The following is a 20,650-nucleotide window of genomic DNA, read 5'->3' on the forward strand; positions in this document are numbered from 1 at the left end:
GTGCATGGCAACTGTCCGAAGGGCGAGGTCCATTCCGGGCATGTCGCGGCGGCCGAAATCGTGCCGGCCCTACTCGACCAGCCTCGCGCTCTTCAGCCAGTCGTAGGCGACGTCGGCGGGGTCTTCGCCGTCGATGTCGACCCGGCCGTTGAGATCCTGCATCAGCTCGTCGGTGAGGTGCTCGGAGATGGTTGCGAGCAGCGCGCGCAATTGCGGGTACCGATCGATGATCGCGCCGCGCACGACTGCGGTGCCGCTGTAGGGCAGGAAGAACTTCCGGTCGTCATCGAGGACCACCAGGTTCAGGTTCTTGACCCGGCCGTCGGTGGTGTAGATCATGCCGAAATTGCACGGGGCGCTCTTGGCCGTGGCCGTGTAGACGACACCGGCGTCCATCCGCGTGACGTTGCCGGAGGGGACACCGTTCGGATCGTTGTAGGGAATACCGTATTTCTGCAGCATCGGAATGAAACCGTCGGAGCGGCTGAAGAATTCGTCGTCGACGCAGAACGTACGGTCGGGCACGGGGAGCACGGCCACGTCGGACAGCGACTTCACGCGCAGGCGTTCGGCGGTCGGGGTCGACGCGCCGAAGGCGTACGTGTCGTTGAAGTTCGCCGGCGGCAGCCACTCCAGATCGTGGTCGCGCTTCTCGATGTCGTGCACGCGCTGCCAGAGTTCGGTCGGGTCGGAGATCGTCTCGGTCCGGTTGTGGTAGTTGACCCAGCCGGTGCCGGTGTACTCCCAGAGCACATCGGCGTCGCCGCCCAGCTGAGCCTGCCGGGACGAGGCCGAGCCCGGCGCCCCGGTCAGGTCGGTGACCTTCGCGCCCGCCGCGGCCAGGTAGGTCGCGGTGATCTTGCCAAGCAGCACGCCCTCGGTGAAGCTCTTGGAGGTGACGACCAGCTCGGCGCCGTCCAGCGGCCGGTCACCGCCGGGCAGGCGCGCGTCGTGGAAGGTTCCCGAGGAGCTCACCAGACCGCACCCGGCGAGCGCCGCCGCCGATACGACGAGTGCGCAGAGCAGGGCGACCAGCCGGGCTCGTGGCGACCTCATGAGATACCTCGTGGGGTCGCGGCCAGTTCCACCAGTCGGCCGAGCCAGTCGATGATCAACGCCAGGAGTCCGACCAGAATCGCGCCGGAGACCAGCAGTTTGGGCAGGAAGAGGGTGACGCCGGTGGTGATCAGCGTGCCGAGGCTGGTCGCGCCGATGAACGTGCTCAACGTCGCGGTGCCCACGAGGATCACCAACGCCGTGCGCACCCCGTTCAGAATCACCGGGACCGCGAGCGGCAGTTCGACCTGCAACAGCGTGCGCGCGGCGGAATAGCCGATGCCGCGGGACGCCTCGATGGTGCGCTGATCGACTTGCCGGAGCCCGACGATCGTGTTCTGCAGGATGGGCAGCACCGCGTACACGACGAGACCGACGATCGCCGTGCGGAATCCCGTGCCCAGCCAGAAGGTGAACAGCACGAGCAGCCCGACCGCGGGCGCGGCCTGGCCGATATTGGCGATATTGACCGCGATGGGCTCGAGCCGCCGCAGCGCCGGGCGGGTCAGCGCGATGCCGAGCGGAATCGCGACGACCACCACGATCACCGTGGCCACTACGGTCAGCTCGATGTGCTGGACGATCGTGGTCTGCAGGTTGTCCCAGCCGAGGGACGCCTGCTCGGTCGCGGTGAATGTCGTCGACCGGTACCAGAGGACATATCCGACAGCGATGACGAGGATGACGATCGGTTCGAACCACACGTCGATCGGCAGGCGGCGCAGACGGCTCATGACGGCTCGTCCGATCCGGGTTCCTCGTCGGCGGCGACCACCGGCGTGGGCGCCGGATCGGTTCCGTCGACGTAGGTGACGTAGGAGAGGTCCTCCGCGTCGGCGCGGCCTTCGGCGAGTTTGGTCCGGATCACGTCGGTGACCGTGTCGATGCTGAGCGAGCCGAGGACCGCGCCGCGGCCGTCGGTGACCAGGGCGGCGCCTTGGCTGGTGGCGAGCATGGCGTCGAGCGCGTCGTTGAGCGTCGAGGATCGTGCGACCACGGGCAACCGCCGATCCAGGTAGTCGGAGACCTCCGGTTTGGTCGCCAGTTCGGTGAGCGAAGGCCACGACCGGGGCCGCCCGGCCTCGTCGACGACGACGACCCAGGTCTGTCCGGCGGCCTCGGCGCGGTCGATCACGCCCTGCGCCGACTCGCCGATCCGCGCGGTGATCACGTCGTCGTAGGCGACGTCGCGCACCCGCGACACGGTCAGATAGGCCAGCTTCGCGCCGGACCCGACGAACTCCTCCACGAACGGTGTGGCCGGATCGGTGAGGATCTCCTCCGGGCTCGCGTACTGCTCGACCTGGCCGCCTTCGGACAGGATGAGCACCTTGTCGCCGAGCTTGGTGGCCTCTTCGAAGTCGTGGGTGACGATCACGATGGTCTTGCCGAGTTCCTGCTGGATCGCGATCAAGCTGTCCTGCAGGCGAACCCGGGTGATCGGATCGACCGCGCCGAACGGCTCGTCCATGAGCAGCACCGGCGGATCGGCGGCGAGCGCACGCGCTACGCCGACCCGCTGCTGCTGTCCGCCGGACATGTCCTTCGGCAGCCGGTCGGCGAAGGTGGCGGGATCCAGACCGACCAGATCGAGCAGGTACTCGGTGCGTTCGGCGATCCGCTTCTTGTCCCACCCGAGCACCCGGGGGATGGCGCCGACGTTCCTGGCGACGGTCCAGTGCGGGAATAGGCCACCGGACTGGATGACGTATCCGATCGATTGCCGGAGCTTGTCCGGGTCCTCCCTGGTGACATCGCGGCCGCCGATGAAGATGCGGCCCTCGGTCGGCTCGATCAAGCGGTTGATCATCTTCAAAGTGGTCGTCTTGCCGCACCCGGACGGGCCGACGAACGCGACGATGTCTCCCGCCTCGATCTCGAGGTCGAGGCGCCGCACCGCAGGCTTGTCCTGGCCTTTGTAGCGCTTGACGACCGAGTCCAGTGTGATGGACGCGCCGGTCACCGCGCGTTGCGCCGGCGCGGGAGCGGGCCCGGTGGTCACATCGTCGGTCATGACAGTCCCTTTGCGATCGTGAGGCGTCCGAGCAGGACGAGGAGTGCGTCGAACACCAGCGCGATGATGACGATGAGGATGGTTCCGGTGAGCGCCATCTCCAGGGAGTTCGCGCCGCCGAGGCGGGAGAGTCCGTTGAAGATCAGCGATCCGAGGCCAGGTCCGAGGACGTAGGCCACGATGGCGGCGACCCCGACGATCATCTGGGTGGACACCCTGATACCGGTGAGAATCACCGGCCAGGCGATCGGCAATTCGACGGTCAGCAGAATGCGCCGGCGCGAGAAGCCGATCCCACGGGCGGATTCGACGACCGAGGCCGGCACCGACCGCAACCCCACGATCGCGTTGCCGACCACCGGCAACGCCGCGAAGAACGCCAGCATCACGAACGACGGGACCACCCCCAGCCCGAACGGGACCAGCAGGATCGCCAGCAGTGCCAGCGAAGGAATCGTCAGCGCGACCCGGCTGGTGGTCAGCGAGAGCGCGGACAGCAGCGGCAGCCGATAGACCGCCACCGCGATGAGGACGGCGACCACGGTTCCGACCAGCACGGTTTGGAACGCCAGGGAGGCGTGTTGATAGGTCAGGAACGCCAGGACTTCGCCCCGCCCCCGGATATAGCTCCATAAATTCACGGGATTCCCATCGTCAGCCGAAGACCGGTCGGTACCTGTCCGTGTACAGCCGCGCGAGCCGGCGAAAAGTCGTGGACACTGCGGGTTCGATTTCCGGCGGCGCGCGGAAAGCGAATCGCCGCACGACCGAATTCGCGCTCCTTTTCGACCGTAACCGATTCTTTGCCGGACAGGAGTTCTGTGGGCACGAGTCCTCTGGTCACGAGAACGGGTTATGCCGCCTGTGCGACGGGGTCGACCGTCGAGTGGAGCCCGGCATTGCCCGCCATCACGGTGCTCGGCGCGCCGACGTGACCGCCTGACCCGACCACCTGCGGAGCGGATGCGATGCCGGCTGTGTGATCGGCGGACATACCAGGGCCTTTCGCTCGAACCGGATGATCGGGTCAGAGGAAACCACGCCCACCCCGGTGCGGCCAGCATTACAGTCAGCCGGATCGAAATGGGCGACGCGATCGTTCCCGTCGGGAGTGATCGGGCGTCGAATGCGCGGAATCGGCCCTCCGCCTGCCCCAATAGGTCTGTCGGCACCCGCCGGCGCGAAGGGCCCGCTCGGATCGAATCGCGCCCCGCCGCATCGGCGAGGGCTCGGCGAGCGCCCGGACATGGACGGGTTGGCGGCCAGATGATGTCGACGACGCGCGCCGGAGTCGGGCCCACCGGCTCGTTCAGCGGAAATCCACACCGAGCACGCGGTGCAGCGCTCGCGGCCACCGTGACCACGCCGCGCGGGGTGCGATTTTCGGCGCTGTCGCCGGTGCACCGGATTCCGGGCATTTCGCCGACCGGATCCGCCCGCTCGCGGTCGTCGCCGCGGTGCTGTGGGTCGGCGCGTTGATCGTGACGCTCACCAGTATCGAGAGCTCGTTGCCGCTGGCGCGGCCGTCGCGATGCTCGGCGAGACGGTGCTGAGGTACCGCACACACCGTCGCGGCCCGGGATCTGCGCACGGTGCGAGGTCGGTGAAATGCCGGGAACTCAAGTGCTGGAACGTAATCCGTCGACGAACAGGTCGAGCAGCCGCCCGGCCTGTTCCCGGCGTTCCGGGCTCTCGGTGGCGAGCGATATGCCGCTGAGGCCGACGAGTATGTCTTCGGGTTCGACGTCCGCCCGGAGCGTTCCGGCCGACGCTCCGGCTCGCAGCAGGGTGGCGACTGCGGCGGTCAGACGGTCGCGGCTTTCGGAGAACGGATTGCCGCCGGAGGCGATGACGGCGCGCAGGGCGTCGCCCATCCCACGCTTGGTGGTCGTGTAGTCGACGAAGCGGTCCATCCAGGTGCGCAACGCCCGGTCCGGTGGAAGTGCGGCCGACAGGTCGTCGGCCGAGTCGCACAGCCGGGCGAGTTCGCTGCGGTAGGCGGCGTCGACGAGGGCCTCGCGGGTGGGGAAGTGACGGTAGAGCGTGCCGATGCCGACGCCCGCTTCCTTGGCGATGGCTTCGAGCGTGACGTCCGGTCCGTCGTGGGAGAACGCGCGCGTGGCGACCTCGAGCAGCCGGTCTCGGTTGCGTTGCGCGTCGGCGCGCAGCGGGCGTGCGTTCGTCATCAATCCTCCCGGGAACAAAGTGGAGGGTCCTCCGGTTATTGTGAGTACCGGAGCCTCCTCCGGTTCGAGTCTACCGAGATGGGACACGTCATGACCGATCGCATCACCACCCCGTTCACCGCCGAATCGACCGCGGCGGAGGTGCTAGCAGGCATCGACCTCGCCGGGCGGCGCGCCATCGTCACCGGCGGCGCCTCCGGGATCGGTGTCGAGACCGCACGGGCACTGGCCGGCGCCGGGGCCGAGGTGACCCTCGCCGTCCGCGATCTCGCGGCCGGCGAGCGCACGGCGGCCGACATCCTCGGCACCACCGGTAACGACCGGGTGCGCGTCGCCGCGCTCGATCTCGCCGATCAAGCGTCCGTCGCGGCGTTCGTGGCCGGTTGGGAAGGGCCGCTGCACATGCTGATCAACAACGCGGGCGTGATGGCCTCGCCGCTGACGCGCACGCCGCAGGGCTGGGAAATGCAGTTCGCGACCAACCACCTCGGTCACTTCGCGCTGGCCACCGGCCTGCGTCCAGCGCTGGCCGCGGCGGGCGCCGCGCGCGTCGTTTCGGTGAGTTCGAGCGCGCATCACCGTTCACCGGTCGTGTTCGACGACATCCACTTCGAACGCAGGCCCTACGATCCGTGGTCGGCCTACGGCCAGTCCAAGACGGCCAACGTGCTGTTCGCCGTGGAAGCGACCCGGCAGTGGGCCGCGGACGGCATCACGGTCAACGCGCTGATGCCCGGCGGGATCCGCACCAACCTGCAACGCCACGTGTCCGACGAGGAACTCGAACGGCTCCGCGCGGCCGCGGGTGGGGCGCGGATGATGTGGAAGACGCCGCAGCAGGGTGCGGCCACCTCGGTTCTGGTCGCGGCGTCGCCCTTGCTCGCCGGTGTCGGGGGGCGTTACTTCGAGGACTGCAACGAAGCCGAGATCGGCGTTCTCAGCGCACGCAACGGAGTCGCCGAGTACGCGCTCGACCCCGATGCCGCGGCCCGGCTGTGGCAGGTGTCGAGCGAGATGCTGGTCGCTTGACGGGGCGCGTCTTCAGCTCTCGGAGCCCTGCCCCTGGTGCGTGGCGACAGGGTAGCGAGAGCTGAAGCCGTTCACCGGAAGAATGTTCCCCACACTCGGTAGCGGTGTTTCGAGATGGCGGTGAGCGGCTCCGCCGTCAGCGCACCCGGCGTGATCTCCGCGAAGCTCGACACGTCCCGGCAGAGGTGGGACTGGTCGGTGTAGCCGCAGGTCGCCGCGACGTCGGCGGCAGGAAGGCCCGTCAGCAGGCCTTCGACCGCGTGCCGGAACCGGACCAGCATCGCGGCCCGCTTCGGGGTCAGTCCGATCTGGGCTTCGAACCTGGACCACAGCCGTTTGCGGCTCCATCCGCAGGATCCGGCGAGTTCGCCGACCGAGACCTGCCCTCGGCTCGCGACGATGCGCCGCCAACTGGCGACGACTTCCGGGTCCGGGGTCCGGGTCGGGTCGGCACACTGCCGCAGAAACGAATTCGTCAGCGCGAAACGCTCCTCCCATGTCGCGGCACCGGCGAGCCGCTCACGCAGCAACAGCGCCCCGCGACCCCACAGATCGTCCAAGCCGACGACCGTGCGGCCCAGATCGACCGGATCGATAGTCGACAACGAATAGAACTGCGGCGGCGACAAGCGCGCCTCGATGCATTCGGCCCGCTCGGTGCGCACCCGCATCGTCCCGTGCGGAAACCCGGAGACGAAGCCGCTGAGTGCCTGCCGGCCCGCCGTGCTGTCGACGATCAGTTCGTTCTCCCCGAACTCGATCAGCACCGTGACCGCCGGTAGCGCGGTGACCCGGAGGTCCAACCCGCCGGCCCCATGAGCGCGATACCCGATCATCGCCGTGCCGCCCACCGGCGCGTCACCGGCCGAACGGCGAAAATCCCACCCGGTGTCATGCTCGAGCCCGATCGGTCCCACCCGCTCAGGCTAACCGCCTCGACCCGCGATGGGAGCGGGCCGCTCAGGACGGGTTTGCTCTGTCATCCCCCATATGCCGATCGCGTCGAGTCCTGGTTCTCCACGCCCGGCCGCACGTCCTCTCCGATGTCGGCCGAGCGGTGCCGCCGTCCCGCGACCGTGGGTTCGTCGCGGAACACGGCTGCGATGTAGCCGTCGGGACGAATGAGTACCGCGGTGTCACCGGTGATCTCGTAGTTGCGGTGGACACTGCCGTCTCCATCGATCAGAGTGTCGGCCCCGGTAGCGGCTGTGTCGGTGGTGATCCGGATCGTTCGCGTCGCTGCGGTGCCGCGGGCGTCGGTCCGGTCGGGAGCGTTGCCCTGGTCGAAGGTGAGCAGGGTCCAATGGGGACCGCGCAGCAGATCGAACACCCGGACTTCGCGACCGGACGAGGCCTCGATACCGACGGCGTCGGGAGCGCGGTCACCGGCGCGAACGCGGCCGGTCCTCGGGCCGGGGCCGGTGAGCGGACTGTCGGGGTAGGCGACGGTGAGCCCGGTGGTGAAATCGTCGGTGAGCCTGCGGACGGCCGACGCTCCGTCGCCGTTGCCCGCGGAGCGCATGAGTGCGTGCATACGGTCGGTGCTGTCGTCGAGGACGGCCCGCGCGACCGCGCGGCGTTCGAGTTCATAAGTGTCCAACAGGCTTTCATCGTCCCCGTCGAGAACGGCGGCGAGTTTCCAGCCGAGGTTGTAGGCGTCCTGGATGCCGGTGTTCATGCCCTGCCCACCGGCGGGGGAGTGGATATGCGCGGCATCCCCGGCGAGGAAGACCCGCCCGACCCGGTAACGGTCGGCCAGGCAGACATTGATCCGGTAGAGCGACAACCAACCGGCATCCTCGATGCGGACCTCTCCCAGTCCGGAATGCTCGGCGAACAGGCGCCGGAACAGGTCGAGCGTCGGCGCGGCAGGATCGGGGTCATCGGCGGGAATGGACGCCTGGAATTGCCAGACATCGGTGCTGGGCAGCGGGAACAGCGAGAGGATCCCGTGCTCGGGGCTCATCCACACGTGCTGGCAGCGATTGTCCAAGCCCTCGATCCGCACATCGCCGAGCCACCAGCGGTGGTCGCCATAGGACACCCCGGCGAGTGTGGCGCCGATCCGCTCCCGGACCACGCTGCGCCCACCGTCGCAACCGACGACGTAGAGGGCGCGCATTCGCCGATCACCGGTGGTCGTGGACACGGTCACCTCCACGGCGTCAGCTGTCTGCGCGACGGCCGTCACCTCGGCTCCCCACTCGACCCGGCCGCCGAGTTCGGCGAGCCGATCGCGCAAGATCTGCTCGAACAGCGGCTGTGACAACCACACCGGCGGGTACGGCACCCCTGGATCGCGTACGCCCAGCGCGGCCTCCACGGCCTCGGAGATCACGCGGTCACGGTCGTAGTGCCGGGTCGGCACATGCACCCGCCCCAGCTCCAACACTCGATCGATCACGCCGAGGTCGTCGGCGACCTCCAAGGCCCGGGGCTGGATCGTCTTGGCGCGCGACGCCGTGCTGGGTCCGGCGGCGCGGTCGACGATGCGGTAACCGACGCCTCGGCGGGCCAGGTCGATCGCGAGGGCCAGACCGGTCGGGCCCGCGCCGACGATCAGGATGTCCGTTGATGTCTGCATTTTCATCTACCTACCTTAGGTATCTATTTTTCGACCGCACGTCGTCGCTGTCGAGGGGTGGGATGCCGAGTACTATATACCTAACTTAGGTATCTGAACAAGGTGGGAAATGAGCGGCGACAACGACGCGCTGAAGGGGCTGCTGCCGCGCATGACGCAGCTGAGCAACACGCTGGGTCGTGGGCAGTTGTTCGAAACAGCCACGGCGGCAGCCGGAATCACCCTGGAGCGGCCCGCGGTCACAATACTCGTGATCCTGGAATCCGCGGGGCGACCGTTGCGGGTAGGGGAGATAGCGGCCCGGATGCAGGTGGCCGGGCCGCACGTCACGCGCCAGCTCAACGGTCTCGAACGGCGCCGCTTGGTGCAGCGTGTCCCGGACCCGGACGACCAACGCGCCCGATTGATTACCCTCACTCCGGCCGGGGAGAAGCTGATCGGCCGTTATCTGCGAGTCATCGACGGATGGTTCGACCAGGCCCTGTCCGGATGGTCGGAGTCCGATCAGCGCGACCTCGTTCGCCTGCTCGGTCGCTTGGTCGACGACCTGTCGACGCACCTGGACACCGTCGTCGAGGATCCTCTCATCGAATAGAGTTGCGGCGCGGCATTACTCACCAGCGGCGGCCGGGATCGGTGAACCATCGTGGACAGCGCGCCCGACTGCGGGCCGCGCGACCGGGAGCACGGAATGGGACGACCGGCTCGCGCTCGGGATTCGAATCGCCGTTCTCCGCGGGGAACTGGTCTTCGGCGGGCTTCTCGGCGTGGAGCTGCGTCGGTGCCGCGTCACCCCTGGTTCCATGCCACGCGCAGCACGCCGTTGACGAGGTAGCAGGCGAACAGGATCGCGGCCGGGGTGAGTGACGCGGCGCCGTACAGCGCCAATGCGCCGGTGCCGAACCAGGCCAATTCGAACAGCATTCGAGCGAAACCGTGTAAAGGGTACGTGGCATTGGTTCCGCCGCCTGCGGCGAACAGTCCCCACAGCACCGCGAGCAGCAGGGGTGCGCCGATGCCCGCCACGATCTTGATCGGCCACTGCGCATTCACGGTGAAACCCCAATATCCGGCGCTCCCCAGCACGCTCAACTCCAACAAGAACATCAGGCCGAGATTGGCCGCTTTGACCGCGCCGAGCACAACTACCTCCAGTGATAACCGCTCTTTCTTGAGAGCAATGCTCTCATTCAGGTGGTGATGCGTCAAACGGCGACGGTCACCGTCTGGTGTGTGGGTGATCCGGTCCGATCGGTAGGGTGGCGGAATGCAGGTCGGGGAACCGAGTAGAACCGCCATGGCCGTAGCGCGAGCGAGGGCCCACCATCAAATCGCCGACGAGCCGCGGGTGTTCACGGATCCGCTGGCTGTGCGGATCGTCGGTGAAGCAGCCATAGGCGCCAGCGAATTCGAGCGAGGGATCGACCAGGATCTGGCTCGTCGACGGCGCTTGTTCATCGCGGCGCGCAGCCGCTTCGCCGATGACGTGGTGGCGGCCGCGGTGGCCCGGGGGACGAACCAAGTAGTCGTCCTCGGTGCGGGGCTGGACACCAGCGCTTACCGCAATACCCACGAGAACGTGCGATTCTTCGAGGTCGATCATCCCGACACCCAGCAATGGAAGCGGCGCAGGCTTGCCGAGGCCGAAATCGCCGTCCCGCCATCGCTGACTTTCGCCCCGATCGACTTCGAGGAGTCCACGCTCGCCGCCGGATTGGCCGCGGCCGGTCTGGACCGCAGCAGCGACGCGTTGTTCGTCTGGCTGGGTGTTGTCATGTACCTGACCAGGGCATCGATCGATGACACACTGCGCTACATCGCCGGTCACGGCGCCGCCGCGGAGGTGGTCTTCGACTATCTGTACCCGCCCTCCTCGGCGCCGCATGACGTCGCGGCCGACGACAGGCAGGCACGCGCGGATCGCGTCGCCGCGGTCGGTGAGCCGTGGCTCAGCTTCTTCACCGCGGAGGAGATCCGCGATGCGTTGCTGTCCTTCGGCTTCACACGGATCGAAGACCGTACTGCGACAGAGTTGTTGAGCGCGTATGGCGTCGGAGCCGCCGCTCGGCCTGCGAATTCGGTGCCGCACCTGGCGCACGCCGGCACGGTGTGAACCCGGGCGTCCTCGCCTCCTCGGCATAGGTGACTCCGAGCCGAGACCGACCGATGCGCCAGGCGCTGGACCTGGTCCAACCGGTGTCGCCCTCGCGGGCGCCGTCACCGGCGTCTTGTGGTCGCTCGGTTGGTCGTGACGGTCGAGATCGTCGCCGTGGCCGTGACCGAAGCCCTTTCGGGCACGGGCGATAGGCGTCACTCGGCTGTGCACGGCCCTCCGAACCGATTGTCAGTGCGTGTCGTGCTCGGGAAGGAACAGTTGCCATGCGTATCACGGTGTTCGGAGCCAATGGTCCCACCGGCCGTCTGCTCACCGGCCAGGCGCTCGATGCCGGGCACGAGGTTGCCGCGGTGACCCGCCGTCCGGATTCCTTTCCGCTGCGCCATGCTCGGCTCGAGGTAGTCGGTGCGGCGACTGGGGTCAGAGATCGGCGACCAAGGCGGCGGCCGCTTCGATCGCGGCCGCCTCGTGGTCGAGGAGGACGTCGCCGCCTTGCGTTGTGACGATCGGTGTGTACGGGTCGTCCACGAACGGTTCGCCCAGCAGTTCGCGGAGCACCGCCAGCCCGCAGAACGGAACATAGTGCGGGCTGTAGCCGCCTTCTTGCACGAAGGCGATCCGGCCCGCGGAGGTCGCGGCGGCGATGTCCAGCATCCGGCGGGTCAGGTTCCGGAAGCCGCCGCTGGTGACCATCTGCCGAGCCAGCGGATCGAGGATGCTCGCGTCGAAGCCGGACGCGACGATGATCAGCTCGGGCGCGAAGGCGTGCAGCGCGGGTTCGACGACTCGGTCGATCGCATGGAGATACGCGGCGTCTCCACTACCCGGCGGGAGCGGCACGTTGATCGCGTAGCCGTGTCCGTCGCTCGTGCCGCGCTCCTCCCGGTAGCCGGAATCCGGTGGGAAACACAGATGCTGGTGGATCGAGATGGTCAGGACCGACGGATCCTCATACCAGATGTCCTGCGTGCCGTTGCCGTGGTGGACGTCCCAGTCGACGACGGCGACGCGTCGCACGCCGAGTACGTCTTTCGCGTAGGCGGCGGCGATGGAGATGTTGTTGAAGACGCAGAAGCCCATGCCGGTAGCGCGGGTAGCGTGGTGCCCAGGCGGATTGACCAGCGCGTAACCATGGTCGACCGTCCCGGCCAGCACATGTTTCACGAGTGCGATCGCACCGCCCGCCGAAAGCGCGGCGATCTCGTATCCGCCCTTGCCGAAGGACGAGACGCCGTCGCCGGCATCCCCGCCCTTCGGCTGCAGACTCTCGGTCTTGATGCGCTCCAGATGTTGCGTGGTGTGCACCCGCAAGATGTCGGCCTCGTCGGCCGGTTCCGCCTTGATCGAGTGCAACTCGTCCAGCAGTCCGGACACCGAGACCAATTCGTGGAAGCGTCGTTTGGTGTCGGGATGCGCGAGGTGGTGGCCGATCGGCTGGAGACCGACCGTGACGTCGGACGGGAACAAACTGCCGCTGCCGGTGTCGGCCCACCCGTAGAGGGTGTTCCACACGTATCCGGTTGTCATCGTGCACTCCTCGCGGTCGGCGGACCGCCACGCCGTCCACCTGGGTATCACCCCGCCTCAGCGGGTGCTCGCGCTCATTACAGGCGCAGCAGCGACCTCGCCGCAACCGGACGACTTGCCACCTGTGACGGTGTGCGGTGCGAACCCTCGCCGCTCGGGTCGGGGGCCCTCGCGGTCCGGGGCGGGAGCCGCTACACATCGGATAGGCGGTCGCCGACGATCCCGGCGCAGCCGAGGACGTCGGGCCGGATCCGCCGCCCGGGTGCGGTCCGCTGGGCGTCCTGGCGCAGTGCCCGTGATTCCGGAGAGCCGGTGCGCGATTTCCTCTGGCGCGGTGGAGATCCGAAGCGGTTAGAGTGGCCTCGTGACATACGAGATCACGGCCGAGCAGATCGAAATCCCCCAGGATGACGCGACACCCATGGCGGCTTATCTCGCCCGGCCGGAGGGGGCGGGCGACTACCCGCTCGTCCTGGTCGGAGCCGAGTTGTGGGGGTTGACCGATGAGGTCCGGGCCGTCGTGCGCGATGTCGCCGCCCTGGGATATGTGGCGATCGCGCCGAATCTGTACCACCGCAGCGGTCCCGAGACCTCTGCCGGGTTCGAGGAGAGCGATGCCAACCGGGCCCGCGCGTTCGAACTGCTGGGCCGATTGACCCGCGACGGTGTCGAGGCGGACCTGCGCGCCGCCGCCGACCATGCCCGCGAGCATGCCGGGGCCGGTGACCGGGTCGGCATGCTGGGCTTCAGCCTCGGTGGCCACGTCACCTATTTCGCGGCGACCCGGCTGCCGCTGCGCGCCGCCGCCATCTACTACCCGGGATGGGTGCCCGACTCGGGTATGGCGTTGAGCGTTCCGGATCCGCTGTCGGCGGCGACGCCTGGTATCACCGCTCGGCTGGCGCTGTTCTTCGGCGGGCAGGATCACATCATCGATGCCGATCAGCGGGAGCGGATCGGTGCGGCGTTGTCGGCGGCGGGTGTCCGGCACGACGTGGTGGTGTATCCCGAGGCTCGGCACGCCTTCTTCTTCCCCGGCCGTGAGGTGTATGACAAGCAAGCCGCCGAGGATTCCTGGCAGCGGGTGCGCGAGCTCTTCGCCGCCGAGCTGACCGCGTCCTGATCCGGTTACGCGGTAACGATCCGGAGCCCGCCGGGCCGAGCCGGCGGGGTGGGGAGAGATCACTCCTCGTGCATCCAGGCAAGTGTGGTCCGCGACTCCCTGAGTCGCCAGCCCGCCTGCGTCCGTACGACGGTGCAGGCCATGCGCAGGCCGCTCGTTCGATGGGGTGCTCGGCCTTCACGGAAGAAGTACACGAGCGAGTTCGCCGAGGCGGCAGCCTGGTCGCCGTGGACGTCCACCAACAGGTCGGTGGTCACGTGCTGGGTGTGCTCCTCCGCGACCTCGGCTTGTCGCATGAGGCCGACCAGGTTGTCGATGCCCTGGAGGTCGCCGTTGCGGGGCGAGTGGATCGCCACATCGTCGGCGAAGACGGTGGCCGCGTCCTCCCATCGCTTCTCGTCGAGCAGGCGCGCCAGGCGCGCGAACAGATCGGCGATCTCGATCCGATCGGCGATCAGGGTATTCGTGGACATGAGAGCCCCTTTCGTTGGCGCCACTAACATTGGCGGTGCCAACTATACCTACCTTTGATTGGCATCACCAATGAAGTCGTGTTCGTGGTGTGCATCAGACGGCGAACGCGACAATGCCGCGAAATCCGGTGCGAGCCGGGCGGTGGGGACGGGATGTGCGCTCCAGCGGGACCGATTTCCTGCGCCCCGGATCGGGGGCCGACCCCGGGGGGCCGCTCGGCTCGGTCGGATAGATTGGGAAAGAATCCGTGGTGGGCGAAGTGGTGGAGGAGGCGCGGTGGGCGCGAGTGCGGAGTCGGCGACGGGTCCGGCGACATTCGACGATCTGGTCACCGAGATCCGCGCCAGATGGGATTCGCTGTCGGCCTCGCACAAGAAGCTGGCCGAGCGCGTGCTGTCCGACCCGGAGGCGGTGGCGTTCATGACCGTGTCCGATCTGGCGAGCGCGGTCGGCGTCAACGAGGCGACGGTGGTGCGGTTCGCGAATGGCCTCGGGCTGAAGGGATATCCCGGCTTGGCCCGCCTGTGTCAGGAGCGGCTGCAGGAGCGGGCGCAGTTGCTGCGCCGTTTCGAGAATCTCGAACACTTGGTGGCGCAGGGTGCGGGCCTGCGGGAGAGCCAGGTGGTGTTGGACCAGGCGAACATCGCGCGTTCCTTCGCGGGCATCGCGGACACCACTTGGGACGCGGTGGCCGCCCAGCTGGCGCGCGCGCCCCGCGTCCACGTGATGGGCCTGCGCAAGTGCCACGCGCCTGCTTATCTGCTGGGCTACCTGCTCGGTCTGTTGCGTGAGGACGTGGCGACCGTGACGGGGACCAGGGGGTCGCTGACCGACGAACTGCGCCGTGTTCGCGCGGGGGATTGCTTCGTGGCGATATCGATCCATCGCTACAGCTCCGACACGGTCCGTGCGGCGCGGTGGGCCCGCCAGCGTGGCGCCCACGTCGTGGCCCTGACCGACACCCCGGCCTCGCCGCTGGCGGCGGCGGCGCACGAGACCTTCTACGTCGAGGCGTCGAGCGCGAGCGTGCTGCGCTCGATCACCGCCTTCACGTCGATCGTCCAGGCGTTGTCCGGCGCGGTGGCGCACCTCCTCGGCCGTGAGGTCCGCGAGACCTTGTTGGAGGAGGAGAGACTGCTGGGCGAATTCGGCGTATACGCCGCCGACGGCGTCTGATCCTGCTCTGCCGGTGGCTATTTCACCGGCGTCATCGCCGCGACCCGGTCGGCGCGACGTTGGTGCAGCAGGCCCGCGGCGACGGCCAGGGTCGTGACCACCAGGGTGAGCGCCAGCGGCGTTCGGGTATCGGAACCGAACACCATCCCCACTACGATGCCCAGCAGAGTGACCAAGACCAGGTACGGCAGATAGGGAGCCCCCCACATCCGTACGGCCGGCGCGGCGGATTCCACGGCGGCGCGGTTGCGTCGGCCGGCGATGTACGTGGCGCAGATGCACAGGTAGACCACCACCGCGACGGCGCCGGACGAGCTGAGCAGGAAGCTGAAAACCGCTCCGGTGGGCAGGAAGTAGTTCGCGGCCACGGCCAGGAATCCGGCGCTCGCGGCGGCGAGAACCCCGGCCGTCGGCACACCGGAGCGGGTGACGCGGCCCAGCGGTCGCGGCCCCTCTCCGCGTTGGGCCAGCGCGAACAGCATGCGCGACGCGGAGTAGAGCCCCGAGTTCAGGCACGACAGCACCGCGGTGAGCACGATCAGGTTCATGATGGTCCTGGCGCCGGGAATCCCCAGCAGATTCAGCACCGCGGTGTACGGACTTTCGGTGATCTCGGCGCTGTCCCACGGCAACAAGGTCACGACGACCAGGATCGAGCCCACGTAGAAGACGAGGATGCGCCCGGCGACGCTGCGCATGCTCGCTCGCACGGCGTTGACCGGATCGTCGGCCTCACCGGCGGCGATGGTGACCAATTCGGTGCCGAAGTAGGAGAAGAAGACCGTCAGCGACGCGGCCAGCAGGGGAGTGAATCCGTTGGGCAGCAACCCGCCTCGTCCCAGCAGGTTCGTCGTGCCCGGTGCCGTGTAGTGGGCGAACGCGCCGCAGATCGCCGCGATGCCGACGCCGATGAAGACGACGATCGCGGCGACCTTGATCAAGGCGAACCAGAACTCGAAACGCGCGAACGAGCTCACCGCGGCCAAGTTCACTCCGGTCAGGGCGCTCAGGAAGAGCAGGGCGAACGCCCAGGCGGGCACCGCGGGCGCCAGCTGGTTGGCGATCGCGCCACCGGCGACGGCCTCGAAAGCGACCGTCACCGACCAGTGGTAGCTGTACACCCAGCCGACCGACAGTCCGGCCCATGGCCCGAGTTCGCGTGAGGCGTAACTCGAGAACGAACCGGTCTCCGGGCGCGCCGTGGACAGTTCGGCCAGCATGCGCATCACCAGGATCACGACCAGGCCGGTGAGCAGATAGGCCAGGACGATGCCGGGTCCGGCGGCCGCGATCGCGGTGCCGCTGCCGACGAACAACCCGGCGCCGATGACGCCGCCGATCCCGATCATCGTGAGCTGACGAGTGGTGATGGTGTGCTGGAGATTTCGCGTAGGGGGAATTGAGGTGGGCACGATGCCTCCCAAGGACCGTGGGCTGTGACCCGGGTAACTGATGGTCGGTCATGCAACACCCGCGTCCCCGTGCGTGCAAATCGATTTGCATTCAGAGATGGGAATGCAACTGTTATGGCATAGTGTGACGTCGACCCGAGCAGGAGGAGATGAGCGAATGTCCATGGTGCTGGTGAGCAGGTCCGGTCCGACAGCGACGCTGACGTTGAACCGTCCGGAACGGCTCAACGCGGTCAGCGAAGAGCTCTACGAAGCGTTGATCGGCCATCTGGTGGTCGCCGATTCAGATCCGGCGGTGCGCTGCGTGGTGCTGCACGGTGCGGGCCGCGCGTTCTGTGCCGGCGCCGACCTGAAGGCGCACCACGCCGGCTCCCGCACGCCCACCGAGCAAGCGCACTACCTCGATCTCGCCCAGCGGGCGTGCGAGCAGATCCAGCGAATGGACACGCCGGTCGTCGCCGCCGTCGGCGGATACGCGCTGGGCGCAGGCGCCGAAATGGCGGTGAGCGCGGACTTCCTCGTGATGGCCGAGGACGCGCAGCTCGGTTTCCCCGAGGTGAGCATCGGGACGTTCGTCGGCGGCGGAGTCACCCATCGGTTACCGCGTTTGGTCGGTCTGCGCCGCGCCACCGATCTGCTCGTCCTCGGCGAGCGCTGCACCGGCACACAAGCATTCGAGTGGGGATTGGCCTACGCGTCGGTGCCCGGTGACGTCCTTCTCGATACTGCGCGCGGACTCGCCGACGCATTGGCGGGGAAAGCGCCGTTGTCGCTGGCGCGGATGAAGGCCGCGCTGCGCCGTGACGATCCCCTGGAAGTCGCGCTCGCCGGTGAGCCGCGCCAGATCCTGGAGTTGATGGCGACCAGGGACTGGGCCGAGGGCGTCGCGGCGTTCGCCGAACGCCGCACCCCTGTGTTCGAAGGGAAGTGACGTGCCCACACTCGACGCCTCGGTCCGCACCGCGCTCGAACGTCTCTTGGATCCACGCTCCGTCGTGGTGGTCGGTGCGTCTTCCGACCCGGCGAAGCGTGGTCACCAGGCCATTCGCGCTCTGCGAGAGGCCGGTTACGAAAACCCCGTCTATCCGGTCAATCCCAATGCCGGGCAAATACTCGGCCTGGATGTCTGCGCATCGCTCGATCAGGTTCCTCCCGGCGCCGATGTCGCGCTGATCGCCCTGCCCGCCGCAGCCGTGCCCGGCGCGTTGCGTGAATGCGCGACCGCGGGCATCGCCGGAGCAGTGGTGCTCGCCAACGGTTTCGGTGAGATCGGCGTGGACGGCGCCGATCTCGCCGCCGAGCTGGCAGCCGCGATCGACGAGACCGGCATTCGCGTCATCGGTCCCAACACCTCCGGCCTGCTCAACCTCACTTCGGGTGCGAATCTGGTGGGGCTGCAGGGTGTTCCGCGCGGACCGATCAGCGTCATCACGCAGAGCGGGAACATGCTGTTGTCGCTGGTGAACGACAACAACGTCCTCAGAGGTCCCGGCTTTCACGCGTACGTGGGGTTGGGCAACCAAGCCGACGTCCGTTACGACGAATGCCTGGTCGAACTCGCCCGTCATCCGGAAACCGGTGTCGTGGCGATCCATTCCGAGGGATTCGCCAACGGGCGGTCGTTCCTGGTGGCGGCCGCTCGGACCGTGCCGGACACGCCCGTCGTCCTGCTGCGCGGCGGCCGCTCGGAGGAGGGCCGGCGTGCCGCGGCCTCGCATACCGGCTCGATAGCGGGCTCGGACGCGGTGGCGACCGCCGTCCTGCGCCAAGCCGGGGTGGAACTGGTCGATCGCTCCGACGAACTCGCGGTCGTCGCGGGAGCCCTCGCCGTGTGTGCTCCGATCACCCCCGGGCGCACGGTCGCGATTCTGAGCGACGGCGGTGGACACGCCGCGCTGGCGGCGGACGGCCTGGCCGCGTACGGGATCGAATCCGCGCGGCTCGCGGAGCACACCCGGCAACAATTGCGGAAAGTGCTCGGCGCCGCGGCCGCGGTCTCGGGCCCCGTCGATGTGGCCGGCGCCACCGATACCGACCCGATGGTCTTCGCCGAAGCCGCCGAGATCCTCATGCGCGATCCCGCGGTGGGCCTCGTGCTGATCATCGGGCTGTTCGGTGGCTACCACCTGCGTTTCGACGCGGGATTGCGCGACAGCGAAGACGCGACGGCGGGCGTCCTGCTCGCGCTTTCGGCCGAATACAACGTGCCCTTGGTGATCCAGAGCTGCTACGCCGGTCTCGATATCGCCAATCACGACCGGCTGCGCGCCGGCGGCGTACCGGTGCTCGGCTCGATCGAGCACGCCGTGCGAGCGGCGGCGGCTCTGCACCGGCGCGGCCGCCTGATCGCCGAACGCGCCCGGCGCTCCCCGCTGACACTGCCGCCGCCCGCCCCGCCCATCCCGGGTTCGGGGATCCTCGACGAGCCGACCGCGCGGCGGGTGCTGGCCGACGGGGGAGTGGAGGTCGGCATGTGGACCTTCGCGCGCGACGTGGATGCGGTGGCTCCGGCAGTCGCCGCGTACCGGCGACCGTGTGCACTGAAAGTCGTCTCAGCACAGGTGATCCACAAGTCGGACGTCGGTGGCGTCCGGCTGGGAGTGGTGGCCTCCACCGCGACCGAGAACGCCGACTCCATTGTCGACGCGGTGACCGCGAAGGTGCCCGACGCCAGGATCGACGGAATGATCGTGACCCCCATGGCCGACGCTGGTGTGGAGTTGCTCGTCGGCGCGACCCGGGATCCGATCTTCGGGCCGGTGCTGGCTTTCGGCTCCGGTGGGGTGCTGGTCGAGGCGGTCCGGGATGTCGCGTTCCGAGCCGTCCCCCTCACCGAATCGGAAGCTCACGAGATGATCGAGGAGACCATCGCCTCCCGCATGCTCGACGGCTACCGGCACCTGCCCGCGGTCGATCGTGACGGGCTCGCGCGATTCCTCGTGCGCATCGGGGATTTCGTCGCCGCGCACCCGGAGATAGCCGAACTCGATCTCAATCCGGTGATCGCGTCCGGGCACGACCTCACGCCGGTGGATGTGCGAATCGTCCTGTCCGAGTCGGCGTCCGGAGGTCGCGATGAGTGACCCGATCCTGATCGACCGGACCGGCGACGTGGTCGTCTGGACCTTGAACAACCCGCGAGCCCGCAATCCGATCTCCGAAGCGGACACCATCAGCGCCCTCGAGGACGCGGTGGCGGCGGCCAACCGGGACCATAGCCTCCGGGCGGCCATCCTCACCGGTGCGGGCTCGGCGTTCTCCTCCGGCGGCAACGTCAAGCACATGCGCGACCGGGCCGGAATGTTCGGCGGCACACCGGCGCGGCTACGTCAGGAATACCGTCACGGGATTCAGCGCATCCCGAGAGCGCTGTATCACTGCGAGATACCCACCATCGCCGCCGTCAACGGCCCGGCCATCGGCGCGGGTTGCGACCTGGCCTTGCTGTGCGACCTGCGGATCGCCGTTGCCACCGCCGTGTTCGCCGAGAGCTTCGTGAAGATCGGCCTGGTCCCCGGCGACGGCGGGGCCTGGCTGCTGCCCAGGGCGATCGGCATGGCCAGGGCCTGTGAAATGGCGTTCACCGGTGAGCCGATCGACGCGCACACCGCACTCGACTGGGGGTTGGTCTCGGAGGTGGTGGAGCCCGGCGCACTCTTGGACGCGGCCCACCGGCTCGCTGCCCGCGTGTGCGCCAATCCGCCGCATGTGCTGCGAATGACCAAGCGGCTGCTGCGCGAAGGAACACACCAGACCTTGGAAAGCCTGCTCGAGCTGTCGGCGGCCATGCAGGCCGCCGCGCATCACACCGAGGACCATCGCGAGGCCGTCGCGGCCGTGCTGGAGCGCAGACCACCCGAGTTCACGGGTGGCTGAGCAACTTCCCCGGTGGCGCACAAGCCACTCCGCCGACAGCGCGTTTCAACCGACCAGGCCTCTCCGATACGGGTGCG

At 68.2% G+C, this 20,650-nt stretch carries 20 protein-coding genes; 9 read left to right on the plus strand and 11 right to left on the minus strand.

Features of this window, described 5'->3' with window-relative positions; translation table 11 throughout:
- Positions 1-69: 69 nt before the first annotated feature.
- The 5 genes from AB0L97_RS28690 to AB0L97_RS28710 all read right to left on the minus strand — a co-directional run bounded on the left by AB0L97_RS28690 (position 70) and on the right by AB0L97_RS28710 (position 5,256).
- Positions 70-1,056, minus strand: a complete 987-nt coding sequence (locus tag AB0L97_RS28690; protein WP_364435428.1) for a glycine betaine ABC transporter substrate-binding protein — start codon at positions 1,054-1,056, stop codon at positions 70-72.
- A complete protein-coding gene (locus AB0L97_RS28695; protein WP_355079361.1) occupies positions 1,053-1,790 on the minus strand; it encodes an ABC transporter permease in 738 nt (245 codons plus the stop codon). The genes AB0L97_RS28690 and AB0L97_RS28695 overlap by 4 nt, the downstream gene beginning before the upstream one ends.
- Positions 1,787-3,070, minus strand: a complete 1,284-nt coding sequence (locus AB0L97_RS28700) for an ATP-binding cassette domain-containing protein (protein WP_364435432.1) — start codon at positions 3,068-3,070, stop codon at positions 1,787-1,789. Before AB0L97_RS28700 ends, AB0L97_RS28695 begins: the two co-directional genes overlap by 4 nt.
- Complete coding sequence (locus AB0L97_RS28705; RefSeq protein WP_355079357.1) at positions 3,067-3,711, minus strand: ABC transporter permease; 645 nt, start codon at positions 3,709-3,711, stop codon at positions 3,067-3,069. Before AB0L97_RS28705 ends, AB0L97_RS28700 begins: the two co-directional genes overlap by 4 nt.
- Before the next feature lie 978 nt (positions 3,712-4,689).
- Positions 4,690-5,256, minus strand: a complete 567-nt coding sequence (locus AB0L97_RS28710; RefSeq protein WP_364435437.1) for a helix-turn-helix domain-containing protein — start codon at positions 5,254-5,256, stop codon at positions 4,690-4,692.
- 90 nt (positions 5,257-5,346) lie between these two features.
- Between AB0L97_RS28710 and AB0L97_RS28715 the strand changes: the two genes are divergently transcribed.
- Entirely contained in the window at positions 5,347-6,285 is a 939-nt protein-coding gene (locus AB0L97_RS28715; protein ID WP_364435439.1) for an SDR family NAD(P)-dependent oxidoreductase, read from the plus strand.
- Between the two features lie 71 nt (positions 6,286-6,356).
- Here AB0L97_RS28715 and AB0L97_RS28720 read toward each other — a convergent pair whose 3' ends face one another.
- Together AB0L97_RS28720 and AB0L97_RS28725 are read right to left on the minus strand one after the other, a co-directional pair.
- A complete protein-coding gene (locus tag AB0L97_RS28720; RefSeq protein WP_364435442.1) occupies positions 6,357-7,202 on the minus strand; it encodes a helix-turn-helix domain-containing protein in 846 nt (281 codons plus the stop codon).
- Between the two features lie 62 nt (positions 7,203-7,264).
- Positions 7,265-8,869, minus strand: a complete 1,605-nt coding sequence (locus tag AB0L97_RS28725; protein ID WP_364435445.1) for an FAD-dependent monooxygenase — start codon at positions 8,867-8,869, stop codon at positions 7,265-7,267.
- A gap of 109 nt (positions 8,870-8,978) precedes the next feature.
- Between AB0L97_RS28725 and AB0L97_RS28730 the strand changes: the two genes are divergently transcribed.
- Positions 8,979-9,464: a MarR family transcriptional regulator gene (locus AB0L97_RS28730; protein ID WP_364435448.1), complete on the plus strand. Its 486-nt coding sequence runs from the start codon at positions 8,979-8,981 to the stop codon at positions 9,462-9,464.
- A 194-nt stretch (positions 9,465-9,658) separates the two neighbouring features.
- On the opposite strand, the gene AB0L97_RS28735 is transcribed toward AB0L97_RS28730, so the two are convergent.
- Complete coding sequence (locus tag AB0L97_RS28735; protein WP_364435451.1) at positions 9,659-10,078, minus strand: YrdB family protein; 420 nt, start codon at positions 10,076-10,078, stop codon at positions 9,659-9,661.
- An 88-nt stretch (positions 10,079-10,166) separates the two neighbouring features.
- Here AB0L97_RS28735 and AB0L97_RS28740 point away from each other — a divergent pair, with 88 nt between their 5' ends.
- Both AB0L97_RS28740 and AB0L97_RS28745 read left to right on the plus strand, forming a co-directional pair.
- Entirely contained in the window at positions 10,167-10,982 is an 816-nt protein-coding gene (locus AB0L97_RS28740; protein ID WP_364435454.1) for an SAM-dependent methyltransferase, read from the plus strand.
- 266 nt (positions 10,983-11,248) lie between these two features.
- The gene (locus AB0L97_RS28745) at positions 11,249-11,488 is read left to right on the plus strand and encodes an NAD(P)H-binding protein (protein ID WP_364435456.1); all 240 of its coding nucleotides are present in this window, start codon (positions 11,249-11,251) and stop codon (positions 11,486-11,488) included.
- Here the strand turns inward: AB0L97_RS28745 and AB0L97_RS28750 are convergent.
- On the minus strand, positions 11,406-12,512 hold the full coding sequence (locus AB0L97_RS28750) for a class II histone deacetylase (RefSeq protein ID WP_364435459.1): 1,107 nt from the start codon (positions 12,510-12,512) through the stop codon (positions 11,406-11,408). The two genes, AB0L97_RS28745 and AB0L97_RS28750, sit on opposite strands and share 83 nt — an antisense overlap.
- A gap of 364 nt (positions 12,513-12,876) precedes the next feature.
- On the opposite strand from AB0L97_RS28750, the gene AB0L97_RS28755 reads away from it, so the two are divergent.
- Positions 12,877-13,635: a dienelactone hydrolase family protein gene (locus AB0L97_RS28755; RefSeq protein ID WP_364435462.1), complete on the plus strand. Its 759-nt coding sequence runs from the start codon at positions 12,877-12,879 to the stop codon at positions 13,633-13,635.
- Between the two features lie 59 nt (positions 13,636-13,694).
- Here AB0L97_RS28755 and AB0L97_RS28760 read toward each other — a convergent pair whose 3' ends face one another.
- On the minus strand, positions 13,695-14,108 hold the full coding sequence (locus AB0L97_RS28760) for a nuclear transport factor 2 family protein (RefSeq protein ID WP_355079339.1): 414 nt from the start codon (positions 14,106-14,108) through the stop codon (positions 13,695-13,697).
- A 277-nt stretch (positions 14,109-14,385) separates the two neighbouring features.
- Between AB0L97_RS28760 and AB0L97_RS28765 the strand changes: the two genes are divergently transcribed.
- On the plus strand, positions 14,386-15,285 hold the full coding sequence (locus tag AB0L97_RS28765) for a MurR/RpiR family transcriptional regulator (RefSeq protein ID WP_364435466.1): 900 nt from the start codon (positions 14,386-14,388) through the stop codon (positions 15,283-15,285).
- A 17-nt stretch (positions 15,286-15,302) separates the two neighbouring features.
- Here AB0L97_RS28765 and AB0L97_RS28770 read toward each other — a convergent pair whose 3' ends face one another.
- Entirely contained in the window at positions 15,303-16,697 is a 1,395-nt protein-coding gene (locus AB0L97_RS28770; RefSeq protein WP_364435469.1) for an amino acid permease, read from the minus strand.
- Between the two features lie 157 nt (positions 16,698-16,854).
- On the opposite strand from AB0L97_RS28770, the gene AB0L97_RS28775 reads away from it, so the two are divergent.
- From AB0L97_RS28775 to AB0L97_RS28785, 3 genes are read left to right on the plus strand one after another with little or no spacing between them, the layout of a single operon-like run.
- A complete protein-coding gene (locus AB0L97_RS28775) occupies positions 16,855-17,628 on the plus strand; it encodes an enoyl-CoA hydratase/isomerase family protein (RefSeq protein WP_355079333.1) in 774 nt (257 codons plus the stop codon).
- A gap of 1 nt (position 17,629) precedes the next feature.
- Positions 17,630-19,780: an acetate--CoA ligase family protein gene (locus AB0L97_RS28780; protein ID WP_364435473.1), complete on the plus strand. Its 2,151-nt coding sequence runs from the start codon at positions 17,630-17,632 to the stop codon at positions 19,778-19,780.
- Positions 19,773-20,573, plus strand: coding sequence for a crotonase/enoyl-CoA hydratase family protein (locus AB0L97_RS28785; protein WP_356968431.1), 801 nt, complete (start codon positions 19,773-19,775; stop codon positions 20,571-20,573). Before AB0L97_RS28780 ends, AB0L97_RS28785 begins: the two co-directional genes overlap by 8 nt.
- Positions 20,574-20,650 lie beyond the last annotated feature (77 nt).

The sequence above is a fragment of the Nocardia sp. NPDC051911 genome (assembly GCF_040681035.1).
In the GTDB taxonomy this organism is placed as follows: Bacteria; Actinomycetota; Actinomycetes; order Mycobacteriales; family Mycobacteriaceae; genus Nocardia; species Nocardia sichangensis.